Origin of the sequence: Microbacterium tenebrionis (assembly GCF_020682665.1) — a bacterium.
Taxonomy (GTDB): Bacteria; Actinomycetota; Actinomycetes; order Actinomycetales; family Microbacteriaceae; genus Microbacterium; species Microbacterium tenebrionis.
On record NZ_JAGTTM010000002.1, the window covers coordinates 226,942 to 242,791 of the forward strand.

16 protein-coding genes and 1 other RNA gene are annotated in these 15,850 nt (G+C 68.1%); 2 read left to right on the forward strand and 15 right to left on the reverse strand.

The genetic code is table 11. The features are described 5' to 3' along the window. Window positions 1-199: 199 nt before the first annotated feature. Together KEC56_RS06415 and ssrA are read right to left on the reverse strand one after the other, a co-directional pair. Window positions 200-376: a hypothetical protein gene (locus KEC56_RS06415; RefSeq protein ID WP_227530287.1), complete on the reverse strand. Its 177-nt coding sequence runs from the start codon at window positions 374-376 to the stop codon at window positions 200-202. A 355-nt stretch (window positions 377-731) separates the two neighbouring features. Continuing rightward, window positions 732-1,101: a transfer-messenger RNA gene (gene ssrA / locus KEC56_RS06420) on the reverse strand. Between the two features lie 85 nt (window positions 1,102-1,186). Between ssrA and KEC56_RS06425 the strand changes: the two genes are divergently transcribed. After that, window positions 1,187-1,852 (forward strand): SIMPL domain-containing protein, encoded by a 666-nt coding sequence (locus tag KEC56_RS06425; protein WP_227530288.1) that lies wholly within the window; start codon window positions 1,187-1,189, stop codon window positions 1,850-1,852. A 6-nt stretch (window positions 1,853-1,858) separates the two neighbouring features. Here the strand turns inward: KEC56_RS06425 and hflX are convergent, their stop codons facing one another. Beyond that, the gene (gene hflX / locus KEC56_RS06430; protein WP_227530289.1) at window positions 1,859-3,361 is read right to left on the reverse strand and encodes a GTPase HflX; all 1,503 of its coding nucleotides are present in this window, start codon (window positions 3,359-3,361) and stop codon (window positions 1,859-1,861) included. 59 nt (window positions 3,362-3,420) lie between these two features. On the opposite strand from hflX, the gene KEC56_RS06435 reads away from it, so the two are divergent. Next, complete coding sequence (locus tag KEC56_RS06435) at window positions 3,421-4,062, forward strand: class I SAM-dependent methyltransferase (RefSeq protein WP_227530290.1); 642 nt, start codon at window positions 3,421-3,423, stop codon at window positions 4,060-4,062. On the opposite strand, the gene KEC56_RS06440 is transcribed toward KEC56_RS06435, so the two are convergent. The 12 genes from KEC56_RS06440 to KEC56_RS06495 all read right to left on the reverse strand — a co-directional run bounded on the left by KEC56_RS06440 (window position 4,063) and on the right by KEC56_RS06495 (window position 15,836). Beyond that, window positions 4,063-5,445 (reverse strand): LLM class flavin-dependent oxidoreductase, encoded by a 1,383-nt coding sequence (locus KEC56_RS06440; protein WP_227530291.1) that lies wholly within the window; start codon window positions 5,443-5,445, stop codon window positions 4,063-4,065. Between the two features lie 79 nt (window positions 5,446-5,524). Then, the gene (gene dapF / locus KEC56_RS06445) at window positions 5,525-6,397 is read right to left on the reverse strand and encodes a diaminopimelate epimerase (RefSeq protein ID WP_227530292.1); all 873 of its coding nucleotides are present in this window, start codon (window positions 6,395-6,397) and stop codon (window positions 5,525-5,527) included. Window positions 6,398-6,406: 9 nt separating this feature from the next. Continuing rightward, entirely contained in the window at window positions 6,407-6,634 is a 228-nt protein-coding gene (locus KEC56_RS06450) for a dihydrofolate reductase family protein (RefSeq protein WP_227530293.1), read from the reverse strand. A 99-nt stretch (window positions 6,635-6,733) separates the two neighbouring features. Beyond that, the gene (gene miaA / locus KEC56_RS06455; protein WP_227530294.1) at window positions 6,734-7,651 is read right to left on the reverse strand and encodes a tRNA (adenosine(37)-N6)-dimethylallyltransferase MiaA; all 918 of its coding nucleotides are present in this window, start codon (window positions 7,649-7,651) and stop codon (window positions 6,734-6,736) included. Window positions 7,652-7,750: 99 nt separating this feature from the next. Then, window positions 7,751-9,301 carry a tRNA (N6-isopentenyl adenosine(37)-C2)-methylthiotransferase MiaB gene (gene miaB, locus KEC56_RS06460; RefSeq protein ID WP_227530295.1) on the reverse strand — a complete coding sequence of 517 codons (1,551 nt, stop codon included), beginning with the start codon at window positions 9,299-9,301 and terminating at the stop codon, window positions 7,751-7,753. Between the two features lie 46 nt (window positions 9,302-9,347). Next, window positions 9,348-10,043, reverse strand: a complete 696-nt coding sequence (locus KEC56_RS06465; RefSeq protein WP_227530296.1) for a regulatory protein RecX — start codon at window positions 10,041-10,043, stop codon at window positions 9,348-9,350. Then, the gene (gene recA / locus KEC56_RS06470; RefSeq protein WP_227530297.1) at window positions 10,043-11,104 is read right to left on the reverse strand and encodes a recombinase RecA; all 1,062 of its coding nucleotides are present in this window, start codon (window positions 11,102-11,104) and stop codon (window positions 10,043-10,045) included. The genes KEC56_RS06465 and recA overlap by 1 nt, the downstream gene beginning before the upstream one ends. A 255-nt stretch (window positions 11,105-11,359) precedes the next feature. Continuing rightward, entirely contained in the window at window positions 11,360-11,584 is a 225-nt protein-coding gene (locus KEC56_RS06475; RefSeq protein ID WP_227530298.1) for a DUF3046 domain-containing protein, read from the reverse strand. A 24-nt stretch (window positions 11,585-11,608) separates the two neighbouring features. Then, window positions 11,609-11,917, reverse strand: coding sequence for a helix-turn-helix domain-containing protein (locus KEC56_RS06480; RefSeq protein ID WP_175986089.1), 309 nt, complete (start codon window positions 11,915-11,917; stop codon window positions 11,609-11,611). 144 nt (window positions 11,918-12,061) lie between these two features. Next, window positions 12,062-12,544: a CinA family protein gene (locus KEC56_RS06485; protein WP_227530299.1), complete on the reverse strand. Its 483-nt coding sequence runs from the start codon at window positions 12,542-12,544 to the stop codon at window positions 12,062-12,064. After that, on the reverse strand, window positions 12,541-13,119 hold the full coding sequence (pgsA, locus tag KEC56_RS06490; protein WP_227530300.1) for a CDP-diacylglycerol--glycerol-3-phosphate 3-phosphatidyltransferase: 579 nt from the start codon (window positions 13,117-13,119) through the stop codon (window positions 12,541-12,543). The genes KEC56_RS06485 and pgsA overlap by 4 nt, the downstream gene beginning before the upstream one ends. Further along, window positions 13,119-15,836: an FtsK/SpoIIIE family DNA translocase gene (locus KEC56_RS06495; RefSeq protein ID WP_227530301.1), complete on the reverse strand. Its 2,718-nt coding sequence runs from the start codon at window positions 15,834-15,836 to the stop codon at window positions 13,119-13,121. Before KEC56_RS06495 ends, pgsA begins: the two co-directional genes overlap by 1 nt. Window positions 15,837-15,850 lie beyond the last annotated feature (14 nt).

The window sequence follows — 15,850 nt, forward strand, 5'->3', positions numbered from 1 at the left end:
AGCGGTTGTATTGTGACGTGCTTCGCTCGCCACTTCTACAGCTCGATCGTTTGTGGAGCTTGGGGGGAATCGAACTACGCCACGCGGCATACTGTTGTACTCCTCCCCCGCAATCACGCGGCAGAAGCGGGCGTGAGTGAGTGCTGTTTCCGAGGTGCGTGGGGGGCAAGTGTGGGCAAAATGTGGGCACGGAACGTGCTCAGCGGACTTTCTCGTAGTCCTTGCCGTCGTCGATCCACCGTGTGTGCGCGCGGAGCCCGTGGAAGACGCCCATGCGGATCGCGGAGTACAGCAACAGCCATGTGACGAGGGTCGCGAGCAGACTCCCGACGACGATCACGGTCCAGTAGAGAAGGGCTTGGGTCTCAGCGTCCATACCAGTGACAATATCGGCTGACAGAGCGAGAGGCCCCCACGTGGAGGGCCTCGCCGTGCTCTATATCTCGAGCTCGTGCCTTGCGGTGCCCCCGTCTCGAACGGCGACGCCCACGGTATTAGCGACGACGAAGCGCCCCGCACCCGATCGGATGGTCAGATGCGGGGCTTTCGTACGTGAGAGGGGGTCAGCGGTTCTCGTGGACGATGATCGGCGGGGAGGTCGCCCGTTCAACCGCGGACGCGGTGGACTTCGTCACGGGCGAGTTATCCACAGGCCGCGAGCGCAAAAAGAAACCCCCGCGATCCTCACTCTCGTAAGGGATCGCGGGGGGTTATCCACAGTGACAGCGGTTCGGTGGAGCTGGGGGGAATCGAACCCCCGTCCAGCGCTGAGTATCCACGGCTTCTCCGGGCGCAGTCTGTGCAGACGTTCTGCTCGGCTCCGACCTTTGTCACAGACACCTAAGTCGACAAGCCCAGCCTGGGAAGAGTCCCACGTGACGTCCAGACGCCGTCACGCAGCAAGATTCCTAGATGACGCCAGGATCCGTATCGGAATCACATACGGTCTGACGGACTATCGGGCTCGCTTATGCAGCGAGGGCGAAGTCGTTGCGCTTGGATTCGGCAACTATATTTTTGCAGGGAGCGTTCACGAGATAACCCTGCATCCTCGGCCCGCTTCTCGTGGATTCACAGGCGCTGTCGAAACCGATCAGCCCCGTGTTCCTTCTTGCGAAAGGACCGCTGTCACACTGTGGAATTACCATCTCGGAAACCGGAGCATCCGAGCATTACAGTCTACACCATGAGCGACGTCACAATCACCGTCCGGGGCGAGCACGAGGAGCGCATCGCTCCCGAGCGCGCCACCATCCACGTCACGGTCCGCACGGAGGGCGCCGCGCGCGCAGCCGTCGTGGATCACGCCATGCGACTGGCCGAACCGGTTCGCACCGGGCTCTCCGAACGGCAGGCTGCCGGAACGCTCATCGAATGGACCAGCAAGCGCCTCGCGGTGCGCGCGGAGCGCCCGTGGAACAACCAGGGCAAGCGCCTCGCGCTCGTGTACCACGCGAGCATCGACTTCACCGCGACGTTCGGCGAGGCCTCTGAGCTGTCGGTCTGGGTGTCCGAGATCTCTGCATGGGACGGTGTCGAGGTCGGCTGGGTGAACTGGCACCTCACACCGCAGACGCGTGCCGACGTCGAGCGCGAAGTCGCATCCGCGGCGGTCGGCGTCGCCGTGCAGCGCGCCCAGGCGTACGCCGGCGCCCTCGGACTCGAATCCGTCACGCCGTTGGAGATCGCGGACACCGGTCTCATCTCTCGCGAGCAGTCGCCCGCCCCGCAGATGATGAAGGCGCGCGGCGCGGCCTTCGCGGCATCCGCGGAGTCCGGGCCCGCGATGGAGTACGAGCCGGAGGACATCGTGGTCTCGGCGACCGTCGAGGCCCGCTTCACCGCTCGCTGAGGCGCGTCAGCTGCGGAATGGAGCCAGTTCCGCCGCGAGGCGCTCCGAGACGTGCGCGTGGATCTGCGTCCCGTGCTCGCCGTGCTCCGCCGAGACGAGGATGCCCGTCTCGTGCACGGCCGCGACGAGGTCTCCCCTGTCGTACGGCACGAGGGCGTGCACCTCGACGGCCGGCATCGGCAGGGCCTCATCGATCGCGGCGCGCAGCTGCGCGATCCCCTCGCCGGTGCGCGATGAGACGAAGTGCGCCTTCGGCTCGAGGCCCTGGAGCACGAGCCGTTCGTCCTCGGGGATGATGTCGGCCTTGTTGAACACGACGATCTCGGGCAGGTCTCGGGCGCCCACGTCGCCCATGACGTCGCGCACCGTCTGCAGCTGACCGGCGGGGTCGGGGTGGGACCCGTCCACGATGTGCAGGACGATGTCGGCGTCGCCGACCTCCTCGAGCGTCGAGCGGAACGCCTCGACGAGCTGGTGCGGCAGGTTCCGCACGAAACCGACGGTGTCGGTGAACGTGTAGACGCGGCCGTCATCGGTCGTGGTGCGGCGCACCGTGGCATCCAGCGTCGCGAACAACGCGTTCTCGACGAGGACGCCGGCGCTGGTGAGCGCATTGAGCAGACTCGACTTGCCGGCGTTCGTGTACCCGGCGATCGCGACCGACGGGATCGTGTTGCGCTTGCGCTCGGCGCGCTTGGCGTCGCGCGCGGGTGCGAAGTCGCGGATCTGGCGACGCAGCTGCGCCATGCGCGTACGGATGCGGCGACGATCGAGTTCGATCTTCGTCTCACCGGGACCGCGGGAGCCCATACCGGCACCGCCTGCTCCAACCTGGCCACCGGCCTGGCGACTCATAGAGTCACCCCAGCCGCGCAGACGAGGCAGCAGGTACTCGAGCTGCGCGAGTTCGACCTGGGCCTTGCCCTCGCGGCTCTTGGCATGTTGGCTGAAGATGTCGAGGATCACGGTGGTGCGATCGATCACCTTGACCTTCACCACGTCCTCCAGCGCGCGGCGCTGGCTGGGTGCGAGCTCGGTGTCGGCGATGACCGTGTCGGCGCCGGTCGCGGCGACCAGGTCCTTCAGCTCCTGCGCCTTGCCCCGGCCGAGGTACGTGGCGGGGTCGGGATGCGGGCGCCGCTGCAGCACGCCGTCGAGCACGACGGCGCCTGCCGTCTCGGCGAGGGCGGCCAGTTCGCGCAGCGAGTTCTCGGCATCCGTCTGCGCGCCCTGCGGGTAGACGCCGACCAGCACGACGTTCTCGAGCCGCAGCTGGCGGTACTCGACCTCGGTGACGTCCTCGAGCTCGGTGGAGAGCCCGGCGACGCGGCGCAGCGCATGGCGATCGTCGAGATCCCACTGGTCTCCGTCGCGGTCGCCGTACGCGGCCGTGCCGGCATCCTGCAGCGCCTGGGCCGCACCGAACACTCTCGCCTCGGTACGCTTCTCTGCGCTCGCGATCACACGATCGAGGGTCTCGTCGTGGGTGTCATGTGTGGTCTTCGTCATCCTCTGCCTTCTACGTTCGGCGTCTTAATGTTAACCCGCCCGTCCGGTACGCTCGCCCTATGGGGTCCGATCACTACTTCTCTGCGACCCCGGCAAGTGCGGAGAATCTTCGGACCATTCGGGTGACTCTCGCCGGTCGCGACCTCGAGGTCACCACCGCTGGCGGCGTGTTCAGTCCCGACCGCCTGGACGCCGGGACGGCCGTGCTCCTCGCCAACATGCCGCCGCTGCCGCCCGGCGGCGACTTCCTGGACCTCGGTTGCGGATGGGGTCCCATCAGTCTCACGATGGCTCTCGCCTCGCCGCATGCGACCGTCTGGGCCGTCGACGTCAATGAACGCGCGCTGGACCTCGTCCGCCGGAATGCCGATGAGCTGGGTGTTACGAATATCAACGCCGTACGGCCGGACGATGTTCCCGACGACATCCGATTCCGCACCATCCGATCGAACCCGCCGATCCGCGTGGGCAAGAACGTGCTGCACGACATGCTCGAGCGCTGGATCCCCCGGCTGGACGAGCGCAGCGATGCGTGGCTGGTCGTCCAGCGCAATCTCGGCGCGGATTCGCTGCAGCGCTGGCTCGCCGCGACCTTCACGCCCGGCTACAGCGTGTTCCGCTCGGCCACGGGCAAGGGATTCCGCGTGATCAAGGTGCGCAAGCACGGCTCTCCCCCGACGGAGCCGATCGCGCTGGCGTGATCAGACGCCGACCCGGTTCCCGATCCTGAAGCCGGCACCGCGGTGCTCGTCCGGCAGCCGGTCTCCGCGGCCGTGCAGCTTGTTGCGCAGCGTGCCGGGGGCGTACTCGGTCTGATAGACACCACGGCGCTGCAGCTCCGGGACGATGAGCGTCACGACGTCCTCGAACGTGCCCGGTGTGATCGCGTAGGCGAGGTTGAATCCGTCGACGTCGGTCTCCTCCACCCATTCCTGCAGGAAGTCGGCGACCTCCTCCGGCGATCCGACGACGCGGGGCCCGAGGCCCCCGATGCTGCCGAGCTTGGCGATGTCGCGCACCTTCCACTCCTTGCCGGAGTCGTCGGCCTGCTGGAAGTTCGCCACCGTCGACTGGATCGCGTTGCTCTTGACGTTGCCGATGGGCTCGTCGAGGTCGAACTGCGACAGGTCGATCCCCATCCATCCCGACATGAACACCAGCGCACCTTCGTCGCTCGCGTACTGCAGGAACTCCTCGTGCTTCGCGTGCGCCTTCTCGCTCGTCTCGTCGGTGATGATCGTGAGCAGCGTATAGATCTTCGCCGAGTAGCGGTCGCGTCCTGCCGCCTCTAGGGCGTCGCGGATGCGCTTCACGGTGCCGGCGAGCACCGTCTTGGTCGGGGCCGCGACGAAGATCGCCTCGGCGTTGCCCGCGGCGAACGCGATCCCGCGCGGCGAGGCGCCGGCCTGGAAGATCACCGGCGTGCGCTGCGGCGACGGCTCGGAGATGTGGATGCCCGGAACCGTGAAGTGCTCGCCGCTGTGACCGATCTCGTGCACCTTGGCCGGGTCGGTGAAAACCCCGGCCTCGCGGTCGCGGACGACCGCGTCGTCCTCCCACGAGCCCTCCCAGAGCTTGTAGGTCACCTCGAGGTACTCGTCCGCGACGTCGTAGCGCTGGTCGTGCTCAAGCTGGTCGTCGTGCCCCATGTTGCGCGCGGCGGAGGGCAGATACCCTGTGACGACGTTCCAGCCGACTCGTCCGTTCGTCAGGTGGTCGAGCGTCGTCATGCGGCGCGCGAAGGGATACGGATGCTCGTACGCGGTGCCGGCGGTGATGCCGAAGCCGAGGTTCTCGGTGACCGCCGCCATCGCGCTCACGAGCAGGATCGGGTCGTTCACGGGCACCTGTGCGCCGTGGCGGATGGCTGCCTCGTTGGAGGAGCCGTAGACGTCGTAGGTGCCGAGGACATCCGCGATGAAGAGGCCGTCGAAGTGGCCGCGCTCGAGCAGCTGCGCGAGCTCGGTCCAGTAGCCGAGCTCCTTGTAGCGCGCTGACTGATCCTGCGGGTGCCGCCACATCCCGGAGGACTGGTGGGCGACGCAGTTCATGTCGAAGGCGTTGAAGCGGATCTGTTTGCTCATGCGCACCATCGTCACCGGACGGCGGCTGCACTGTCACTCCGAGTCGTCACACGACGACTCATTGCGCTCCGCCGACGTGTCAGGCGAGGTCGACCGTGCCGCTGAAGACGAGCTGCGCGGGCCCGGAGAGCGCGACGTGCTCGCCGTCCTCCGCGGGGAACATCCGCACGCCGAGCGTGCCGCCCGGCACCTCGACGCGCCAGTTGTCGGGGGCGCGGTCCCCCGCCCAGTAGCGGACCGCCAGTGCCGTGGCCGCCACGCCGGTTCCGCAACTGAGGGTCTCGCCGACCCCGCGCTCGAACACGCGCATCGAGACGTGCCCGATGCCGTCTCGGACGAGCGGTTCGCCGGGGACGACGAACTCGACGTTCGCGTCGTTTGGCAGCGCCGGGTCGAGTTCGGGGATGTATTCGAGTTCGAGGCCTTCGAGCTCCTGCTCGGATGCCAGGGCGACGACGACGTGCGGATTGCCGACGTCGATGCCCAGGCCCGGGCGGGCCACATCGAGCCCGCGGGCCTTGGCGAGGGGGTTGTCGCCCGACAGCTTCCACCGGCCGAGGTCGACCTGGTATCCGTTCGCACTGGTCGTCACGTCGCGGACGCCCGCCCGTGTGCCGATCGGCAGCGTCGAGCCCTGTTCGATCGTGGCCAGTCCCGCTCGGAGGAGGTAGTGCGCGAACACCCGGACGCCGTTGCCGCACATCTCGGCGATCGACCCGTCGGCGTTGCGGTAGTCCATGAACCACTCGGCCGCCGGCTCTTCGGCCAGAGCAGCCGCGCCTTCGGGAATCGCCGTCGAGCGGACGACGCGCAGCACGCCGTCGGCTCCGATGCCGAAGTGGCGGTCGCACAGAGCGGCGACCTGCTCCGGCGTGAGGTCGAGCTCCCCGTCGGGGTCGGCGATGATCACGAAATCGTTGCCCGTGCCGTGACCCTTGGTGAATGCGACCATGGATCCAGTCTATTCAGCGCGGAGCACGCGATATCGCCCGCACAGGAACGCCCGATTGCGGGCGACGTCGATGAGCTCGAGGTCGAGAGATCGCGGCAGCACCGGAGCACCGCTGCCGAGCGTGACGGGCGCGTACTGCAGCCAGACCTCGTCGAGCAGCCCCGCGTCGACGAACTGCCCGGCCAGGTCTCCCCCGCCGACGATCCAGATGTCCTTGTCGCCCGCCGCCGCGGTCATGGCCGCGTGGACGGAAGTCCTGCTTCAGCAGCCAGTCGAGCGAATGGTCCGCAGTGGCGATGAATCCGTCCAGACTCGTCGCCGTGAAGAAGTGGGTCGTCATCCCGCCAGGATGTCACGGGGGTCGGACATCGGCGAGAGCCACTCGATGCCGGGGTATCGCTTGAACCACGACACCTGTCGCCGGGCGTACCGGCGGGTGAGGGCCTGCGTCTCGGCGATGGCCTCGGCTTCGGTCTTCTCCCCCGCCAGCTGCGCGAGCGCCTGCGCGTAGCCGATCGCGCGCGGTGCGGTGGTGCCGCGTTGGATCCCGTCCGCGCGCAGGCGCGCGGCCTCCTCGAGCATGCCCTGCTCCCACATGCGCTCCACCCGGGCATCGAGCCGGGCGACGAGTTCCGCGCGGTCCGCCTCGACTCCGAGGATCCTTGTCCGCGGGTGCCACAGCAGGGGTTCGTCGGGGAGTGCCGCGCCGTGGGTCTGCGCGCCCTGCTCGATCACCTCGAGCGCGCGCACGATGCGCCGGCCGTTCTTCGGGTCGACGCGGGCCGCGGTGACGGCATCCACCTGCTGCAGCCGTGCGAAGAGGGCACCGGCGCCCTGCTCGTCGAGTTCTCGTTCGAGCCGCTGGCGCACTGCGGGGTCGCGGGGCGGGAAGCGGAAGTCGAAGATCACGCTCGAGACGTAGAGACCGGACCCGCCCACGAGGACGGCGTCGCCGCCGCGTGCGTGGATGGCCTCGATCGCCGCGCGCGCGAGCGGTTGATACCAGGCCACGGCGGCGTCCTGGGTGACCTCGCGGACGTCGAACAGGTGGTGCGGGATGCCGCGGCGCTCGTCGACGGAGAGCTTGGCCGTGCCGATGTCCATGCCGCGGTAGAGCTGCATGGCGTCGGCGTTGACGATCTCGGCGGGGTTGCCGCTCTCGCGCAGCGCCTCGGCGAGGCGGAGTGCGAGGTCGCTCTTGCCTGTGCCCGTGGCGCCGACGATCGCCCAGATGCGCGGATCCCGATCACTCATGGCGACGCCCCCGCCTGTCGTCGATGCCCCGGCTGGCGACGCGTCGGTGAGGGGCCTCGGCGACCAGCGGGGGCCCCGGCGGAACAGGAGGAGACGGGATCAGACACCGACGCGGAGCGTGGGCAGGCCCAGTGAGACAGCGCGCGGGCCGCCGGATGCGCCCGAGGGGGCGGGGACGCCGCAGGACTCCGCCTGTGCGCGATCCCAGGCATCGCCACCGCGCGTGCGCCGGATGCGCAGCGGCGCGCCCGTCGGGTCGTCCGCCAGGAGGTGGAACGGCGCACCGTGGGTGATCGTCACGGTCACCACGTCACCGGGGCGCGGCAGGTCGGAGCCGGGGGTCACTTCGAAGTGCACGAGCCGGTTGTCCTGCGCGCGGCCGGTCAGACGGTGCGTCTCGGCATCCTTCTTGCCCTCGCCGACGGAGACGAGAACCTCGACTTCGCGGCCGACCTGCTTCTGGTTCTCCTCGAGCGAGATGCGCTCCTGCAGGGCGATCAGCCGCTCGTAGCGCTCCTGGACGACGGCCTTGGGAACCTGATCCTCCATCGTCGCGGCGGGCGTCCCCTCACGGATCGAGTACTGGAACGTGAAGGCGTTGGCGAACCGCGCCTGCTCTACGACGCGCATGGTGTCCTCGAAGTCCTTGTCGGTCTCGCCGGGGAACCCCACGATGATGTCGGTGGAGATCGCCGCATGCGGAATGCGCTCGCGCACGCGGTCGAGGATGCCGAGGAACTTCTCGCTCCGATAGGAGCGGCGCATCGCCTTGAGGATGCGGTCGCTGCCGGACTGCAACGGCATGTGCAGCTGGGGCATGACATTGGGCGTCTCCGCCATCGCATCGATGACATCGTCGGTGAACGCCGCGGGGTGGGGACTTGTGAAGCGCACCCGCTCGAGTCCGTCGATCTGACCGGTGGCGCGCAGCAGCTTGCCGAAGGCCTGCCGGTCGCCGAACTCCACGCCGTAGGAGTTGACGTTCTGGCCGAGCAGGGTGACCTCGATCGCGCCGTCCTCGACGAGGAGGCGAATCTCGTTCAGGATGTCGCCGGGCCGGCGGTCCTTCTCCTTGCCCCGCAGGCTCGGGACGATGCAGAACGTGCAGGTGTTGTTGCAGCCGACCGAGATCGATACCCAGCCGCTGTGCGCCGAGTCGCGCTTGGTCGGGAGGGTCGACGGAAAGACCTCGAGCGACTCGAGGATCTCGAGCTCGGCATCGCCGTTGTGCTTGGCGCGCTCGAGCAGGCCGGGGAGCGACCCCATGTTGTGGGTGCCGAAGACGACGTCCACCCACGGAGCCTTGTCGAGCACGGCATCCTTGTCCATCTGGGCGAGGCAGCCGCCGACCGCGATCTGCATGCCCTCCTTGCGGCGCTTGACCGAAGCGAGGTGTCCGAGTGTGCCGTACAGCTTGCCTGCGGCGTTGTCGCGCACGGCGCACGTGTTGATGATGACGACGTCGGCCTCGGTGCCCACCTCGGCGCGCAGATACCCGGCGCTCTCCAGGGATCCGGAGAGTCGTTCGGAATCGTGCACGTTCATCTGGCACCCGAAGGTGCGCACCTCGTACGTGCGCTGACGGCCGTCGGCATCGACGGACGCAGAGGACGCCGAGATGATCGTCGGTTCGCTGCGGGGAATAGTCATGGTGCTCCCTATTCTACGAGGGCGCGCCCGCGGACGGACTCGGGGGTCAGTCCGAGTCGACGAACCTCACGCCCGTCCTCGGCGCCCCGAGGGATGCCTCGCCCAACGCCGTGCGGGCGGCATTGGCGGCGACCGATCCGCCGTAGCCTCGGCGTGCGAGTTGACCAATCAGTCGGCGCAGCGCCGTGTCGAAGTCGAGCCTCGACAACGACCGGGCCTTGGTCCTGGCGAACTCGAGAGCCCGTTCGGCATCGTCATCGGGAAGGTCGCCGAGGGCGGTGTCGATGACGTCGCGCGGGATCCCGCGCTGGGCGAGCGCGCGCGACAGCGCCACACGACCCTGCCCCTTGCGCTCGACCCCGGAGATCACCAGATGCTCGGCGAGCAGGGAGTCGTCGAGGTAGCCGCGTTCGCAGAAGCGGTCGATCACGTCGTCGATACGGCCCTGGTCGAGGTCGTGGCCCCGGAGCACCTGACGCGCCTCTGAGACCGAGAGCGACCTCGCGCGCAGTTTGCGCACAAGAGCCTCCTCGGCCCGTTGGGCGAAGTCATCGGCATCGGGTTCGCCGTGTTCGACCGTCCGATCCGGACGAGGACCCGGCGCCGCATCCCTGTCGATCGTGACCGCCGGGCTGTCGACCTCCCCGGGCTGCAGATCGGACGCTCGTGCGACTCGTCCGCCGAAGAGCGGAATGACGGGGGCGAGGCGGTCCTCGCCCCCGTCATCGTGCGTGTGCGGCATCAGGCCGGGCGGCGCTGAGCCAGCTCGTCTGCACCGGCCGGTGCAGCTGCCGTGTCGGCCGCCGGTCCTCCGATTCCGAGCTTCTGCTTGATCTGCGTCTCGATTGTCAGTGCGATGTCGGGGTTCGCGATCAGGAAGTTGCGGGCGTTCTCCTTGCCCTGGCCGAGCTGGTCGCCGTCGTAGGTGTACCAGGAGCCCGACTTCTTCACAATGCCGTGCTCGACGCCGAAGTCGATCAGGCTGCCTTCGCGGGAGATGCCGACGCCGTAGAGGATGTCGAACTCGGCCTGCTTGAACGGCGGCGCCATCTTGTTCTTGACGACCTTGACACGCGTGCGGTTTCCGACCGCCTCGGTGCCGTCCTTGAGCGTCTCGATCCGACGGATGTCCATGCGGACCGACGCGTAGAACTTCAGCGCCTTGCCGCCGGCGGTGGTCTCGGGAGATCCGAAGAACACGCCGATCTTCTCGCGCAACTGGTTGATGAAGATCATGGTCGTGTTGGTCTGGTTCAGACCACCGGTCAGCTTGCGCAGCGCCTGCGACATGAGGCGGGCCTGCAGGCCGACGTGCGAGTCGCCCATCTCGCCCTCGATCTCGGCGCGCGGCACGAGAGCTGCGACGGAGTCGACGACGATGAGGTCGATCGCCCCGGAGCGCACGAGCATGTCGGCGATCTCGAGAGCCTGCTCACCGGTGTCGGGCTGCGACACCAGCAGAGCGTCGATGTCGACGCCGAGCTTCTTGGCGTACTCGGGGTCGAGCGCGTGCTCGGCGTCGATGAACGCCGCGATGCCGCCGGCGCGCTGCGCGTTGGCGATGGCGTGCAGCGTCAGGGTCGTCTTACCCGACGACTCCGGGCCGTAGATCTCGACGATGCGTCCACGCGGGAGGCCGCCCACACCGAGGGCGACGTCGAGGGCGATGGAGCCCGTCGGGACGACGGCGACAGGTGCGCGCTCGTCGCTGCCCAGTCGCATGACCGAGCCCTTTCCGAACTGACGGTCGATCTGGGCGAGAGCCGATTCCAGGGACTTCTCGCGGTCTGCGGTTGATGGCATGACGTGCTCCTCATATGTTCGCGTGGTGCCGCCTGTAGGCTGTCGCGGCCACCCCGGCTGGGGTGGACTCTCCGACAAGGCGTATGGCTCCTGGGCCTGTGATCACCGTAGGAGGGGCATCCGACATTGCGTCGGATTCGCCACGAACGGTGGACGACAGTGCTTCGTAACCACTTGTGCAGAACGATACGCGCGCTTCGAACACATCTTCGACGACACGCCGGGCTCGTCGGAGTGAACCGTCGACGCGGAGACTCAGTGCCGGCGCGGTTCCAGTCGGCCGACACCGTAGCGGCGCTCAGGCGGAACATCCATCTCGGCGCACAGCGCGGCCCAGATCTCCCGCGGAGGCACGCCGCTCTCCAATGCCTCTGCGGCCGTGCGGTTTCCGACCGCTCCGAGCACGAGATCCCTCATGAGCGCGACGGAGCGTCCACCGAACTCATCTTCGACCGCGCGGTGGAACTCGCTGCGTCGCATCCGTCGTCCTGATTCGCCTCGGGGTCAGTGCAGGGACAGCTCGGGCTCGACCGACGCCACCAGGTCGTCGGGAACCACATCGGGGAACACCTGGATGCCCTCGAGCACGGAGATCCGGTCTCCGACCTCGCGCATGATCCGCGAGATGGGAACGTCGAGCGCCTCGGCGACCGATGCGAGGATCTCGCTGGACGCCTCCTTCTGGCCGCGTTCGACCTCACTCAGGTATCCGAGCGCCACCGACGCCTTGCTCGCGACCTGCCGGAGCGTGCGCCCCTTCTGCAGGCGGAAGTCCCTCAGCACATCGCCGATCTCCTGTCGGACAAGAATCATCGGAACCTCCTCTCCATTCCCCGGATCGGAGTCGCCTCCGAACGGATCGCCAGTCTAACCCGACTTTCTGCTGAAAACGCTACCGTTTCACGCTGTGGTTTCGTTGAGAACGACACATCTTCCACAACGCGGGCCCCGCGGGTGCTATTCCCCGAGTGCTGTCAGCACCGCGGCGACCGCCGCCTGCACGGACGCGGCGCGCACGGCGGCGCGGCCTCCGTCGAATCGGAAGCCGTACGCATGCGCACCGTCCGGTGTCGCGACGCCGATGTGCACCGTGCCGACCGGCTGGCCGTCCGGCGAGTCGGGCCCTGCGATCCCGGTCGTGGAGACGCCGACGTCGGCGCCGCGGCCGTCGACCTGCACCGCCTCACGGACACCTCTCGCCATCTGGATCGCGACCTCGGGATGCACCGCTCCGTGTTCTGCGAGCAGTGCGGCATCCACCCCGAGCAGTGAAGCCTTGACGGGCGTCGCGTAGGCCACCACTCCCCCGAGAAGCGTCGCCGACGCACCGGGGACCGAGACGATCTCGGCGCTGAGCGCTCCCCCGGTCAGCGATTCGGCGACGCCGATGGTCCAGCCGCGGGCCGTGAGGGCGGCGACGAGCCGTGCCGTGTCGCTCATGTCCGGTCGGCGCGTGAGCCGCGAACCTGCGAGACGACGTAGTCGATACCGCTGGCTACGGTCAGCACGAGCGTCGCGTACATGAGGACCATGCCGACGCCGGTCCACCAGTCCAGGCCGATCCACTGGTGGAGCGGAAGCAGCCACCAGCTCAGCGCCACGCCCTGGAACGCCGTCTTGAGCTTACCCATCCAGGCGGCCGCGACGATGTGATCGTTCGCGACCAGGAAGCGGTGGATCGTGATGCCCCACTCGCGGATCAGGATGACGACGACGACCCACCAGGGCCATTCGCCGAGGATGGCGAGCCCGACGAAACCGGCGCCGGTGAGCAGCTTGTCGGCGATCGGGTCCCAGAGCTTGCCGAAGTCGCTGACGATGTCGTACTTGCGGGCCAGATACCCGTCGACCCAGTCCGTGGAGATCGCGAGCACGAAGAGTCCGCCGGCGACCCAGCGCATCACCATGTCACCGTGACCGTACATGCCGCCGAGCAGCAGCAGCACGAAGAAGACGACGGCCAGCGGGATACGGGCGACCGTGATCGCGTTCGGCAGCTGCCGGGGAATCGTCATCAGTCGCGGCCCGTCAGGCCCCAGGCGTCTTCGTCGCCCTGATCCTCGTCGACGACCGGGAGCCCCTCGAACTGCGATTCGATCGGGTCGCGGCCGTAGTCGACGGACTCGGCGGCGGGAGCCGTGGGCGCGGGCGGTGCATCCTCGCCGCGCAGCTTGGCCATCACGGCGGGCAGCTGTTCGGCGGTGACGAGCACGTCGCGGGCCTTCGAGCCCTCGGAGGGACCGACGATCTCTCGCGACTCGAGCAGATCCATGAGGCGACCCGCCTTCGCGAAGCCCACCCGCAGCTTGCGCTGCAGCATGGAGGTCGATCCGAACTGCGACGACACCACGAGCTCGGCCGCGGCGAGAAGCACCTCGAGGTCGTCGCCGATGTCTTCGTCGACCTCCTTCTTCTTGGCCGGGTCCATGGCCTCCTGCACATCGGCGCGGTACTCCGGCCGAGCCTGTGCGGTGACGTGCTTGACGACGGCATCGATCTCGGTCTCCTCGACCCACGCGCCCTGCAGACGGAACGGCTTCGACGACCCCATGGGCGAGAACAGAGCATCACCCTGACCGATGAGCTTGTCGGCACCGGGAGCATCCAGGATCACGCGGCTATCGGTGACGCTCGTCACCGCGAACGCGAGCCGGGACGGAACATTCGCCTTGATGAGACCGGTCACGACATCCACGCTCGGGCGCTGCGTCGCCAGCACGAGGTGGATGCCGGAGGCACGGGCGAGCTGGGTGATGCGGACGATCGAGTCCTCGACGTCGCGCGGGGCGACCATCATGAGGTCGGCGAGCTCGTCGACGACGACGAGCAGGTACGGGTACGGCTTGAGCACCCGCTCGCTGCCGGCCGGCACCTCGACCTCGCCGGCGCGGACGGCCTTGTTGAAGTCGTCGATGTGGCGGAAGCCGAACGACGCGAGGTCGTCGTACCGCATGTCCATCTCCTTCACCACCCACTGAAGCGCCTCAGCGGCCTTCTTCGGGTTGGTGATGATGGGCGTGATCAGATGCGGGACGCCTGCGTAGCTGGTGAGCTCCACGCGCTTGGGGTCGATGAGCACCATGCGCACATCGGCCGGCCGTGCCCGCATCAACAGGCTCGTGATCATCGAGTTCACGAAGCTCGACTTACCGGATCCGGTGGATCCGGCCACGAGCAGGTGGGGCATCTTGGCGAGGTTCGCGACGACGATGTTGCCGCCGACGTCCTTGCCGACGCCGATCGTCATCGGGTGCGTGCTCTTCTGCGCGGCGGGCGAGCGCAGCACGTCGCCGAGGGCGACCATCTCCTTGTCGGCGTTCGGGATCTCGATGCCGATCGCGCTCTTGCCAGGGATCGGCGAGAGGATGCGGACGTCGTTGGATGCCACGGCGTAGGCGAAGTTGTTCGACAGCTGCGTGATCTTCTCGACCTTGACGCCGTGCCCGACCTCGACCTCGTACTGCGTCACCGTCGGTCCGCGGGAGAAACCGGTCACCTTGGCGTCGACCTTGAACTGCTCCAGCACGCTGGTGAGCTGCTGGATCACCTTGTCTGTGGCGTCCGAGCGCACCACCGGCGGCGGGCCCTCACGGAGCACGCCGGGCGAGGGCAGCACATAGGGCGCGCTCGGCGCCTGCAGGCCCCGCTCCCCCGGCCCGTCGGTGCCGAACCCGGAGAGTCCGGGCAGCTCGGGCTGCTCACCGGTGTCGCCCGAGTCGTCGAGCAGAGCCGTGCCGCTCTGCCCCGGGAGCCCCTGCATGACGCCGGCGACGTCGCTGAGCACCTCGGTGGCGGCATCCGACGGGTCGTCGAGGATGACGGCCTGGTCGTATGCCGTGTTCGCGTGGGCATCGTCTGCGCCCGAGAGCAGTTCGGTGAGATCCTGCGAGCCGATCCCCTCGTCCGGGTCCTCTTCTCGGCCGCTCTTGTTGCGGCGCCACCACGGCAGCGAGTCCTCTTCGGCGATCTCGACGAGGTCGCCGGATGACCCGTCCGAATCCTTCTCGACCCGCTCCGGGCGCTCCGCCCCGAACATCCAGGCGTACAGGTCTCCGAGACGCTGCCCGATCTTGTTCGGCGGCGTCTTGGTGATGATGAGGATGCTCAGCAGAGCGAGCAGGCTCAGCACGATGTAGGCGACGATGTCCGTCAGGTATGACAGCGGCTCGCCCAGCATCCATCCGAACAGACCGCCGGCTGCGCTCAGGGCGGGCATGCCCTGCCGCGGCTCGGGCTGGCCGCCCGCGACGTGGCAGATGCCGGCGATCGAGATCACGAACAGACCGAATCCGATGCCGATGCGGCCGTTGTCGTGCACCGATGACGGATGCCGGAACAGCCAGCCGGCGAGGATCAGCAGCATGACGGGCATGAGGAACGCCGTGCGCCCGATCAGCCCGCCGACCGTGTAGGCGCTGATGTTCTGCGCGACCTCGTTGCCGATGAAGAACCACTCGTCGACGGCGCCGAGGCACGCGAGGATCACGAGGAGGAACGGGAATCCGTCGCGTCGCTGATCCTTCTCGAGGACCTCGGGGCCGAACGCGCGGAACAGCCCGCCGACGCCGTGGGCGAGCCCGACCCACGCGCGGACGAGGACCGAGGGCTTGTCGTCCTCGTCGATGTACTTCTTCGGTGCCGCGGGGATCTTCTTCGTCGGGGCCGTCTGCGCCTTGGCGCGCGAGGTCGTCTTCTCAGACGCGCGCGAGGTCTTCGTGGTGCTCCTGGCCATGGTCACAGACTACG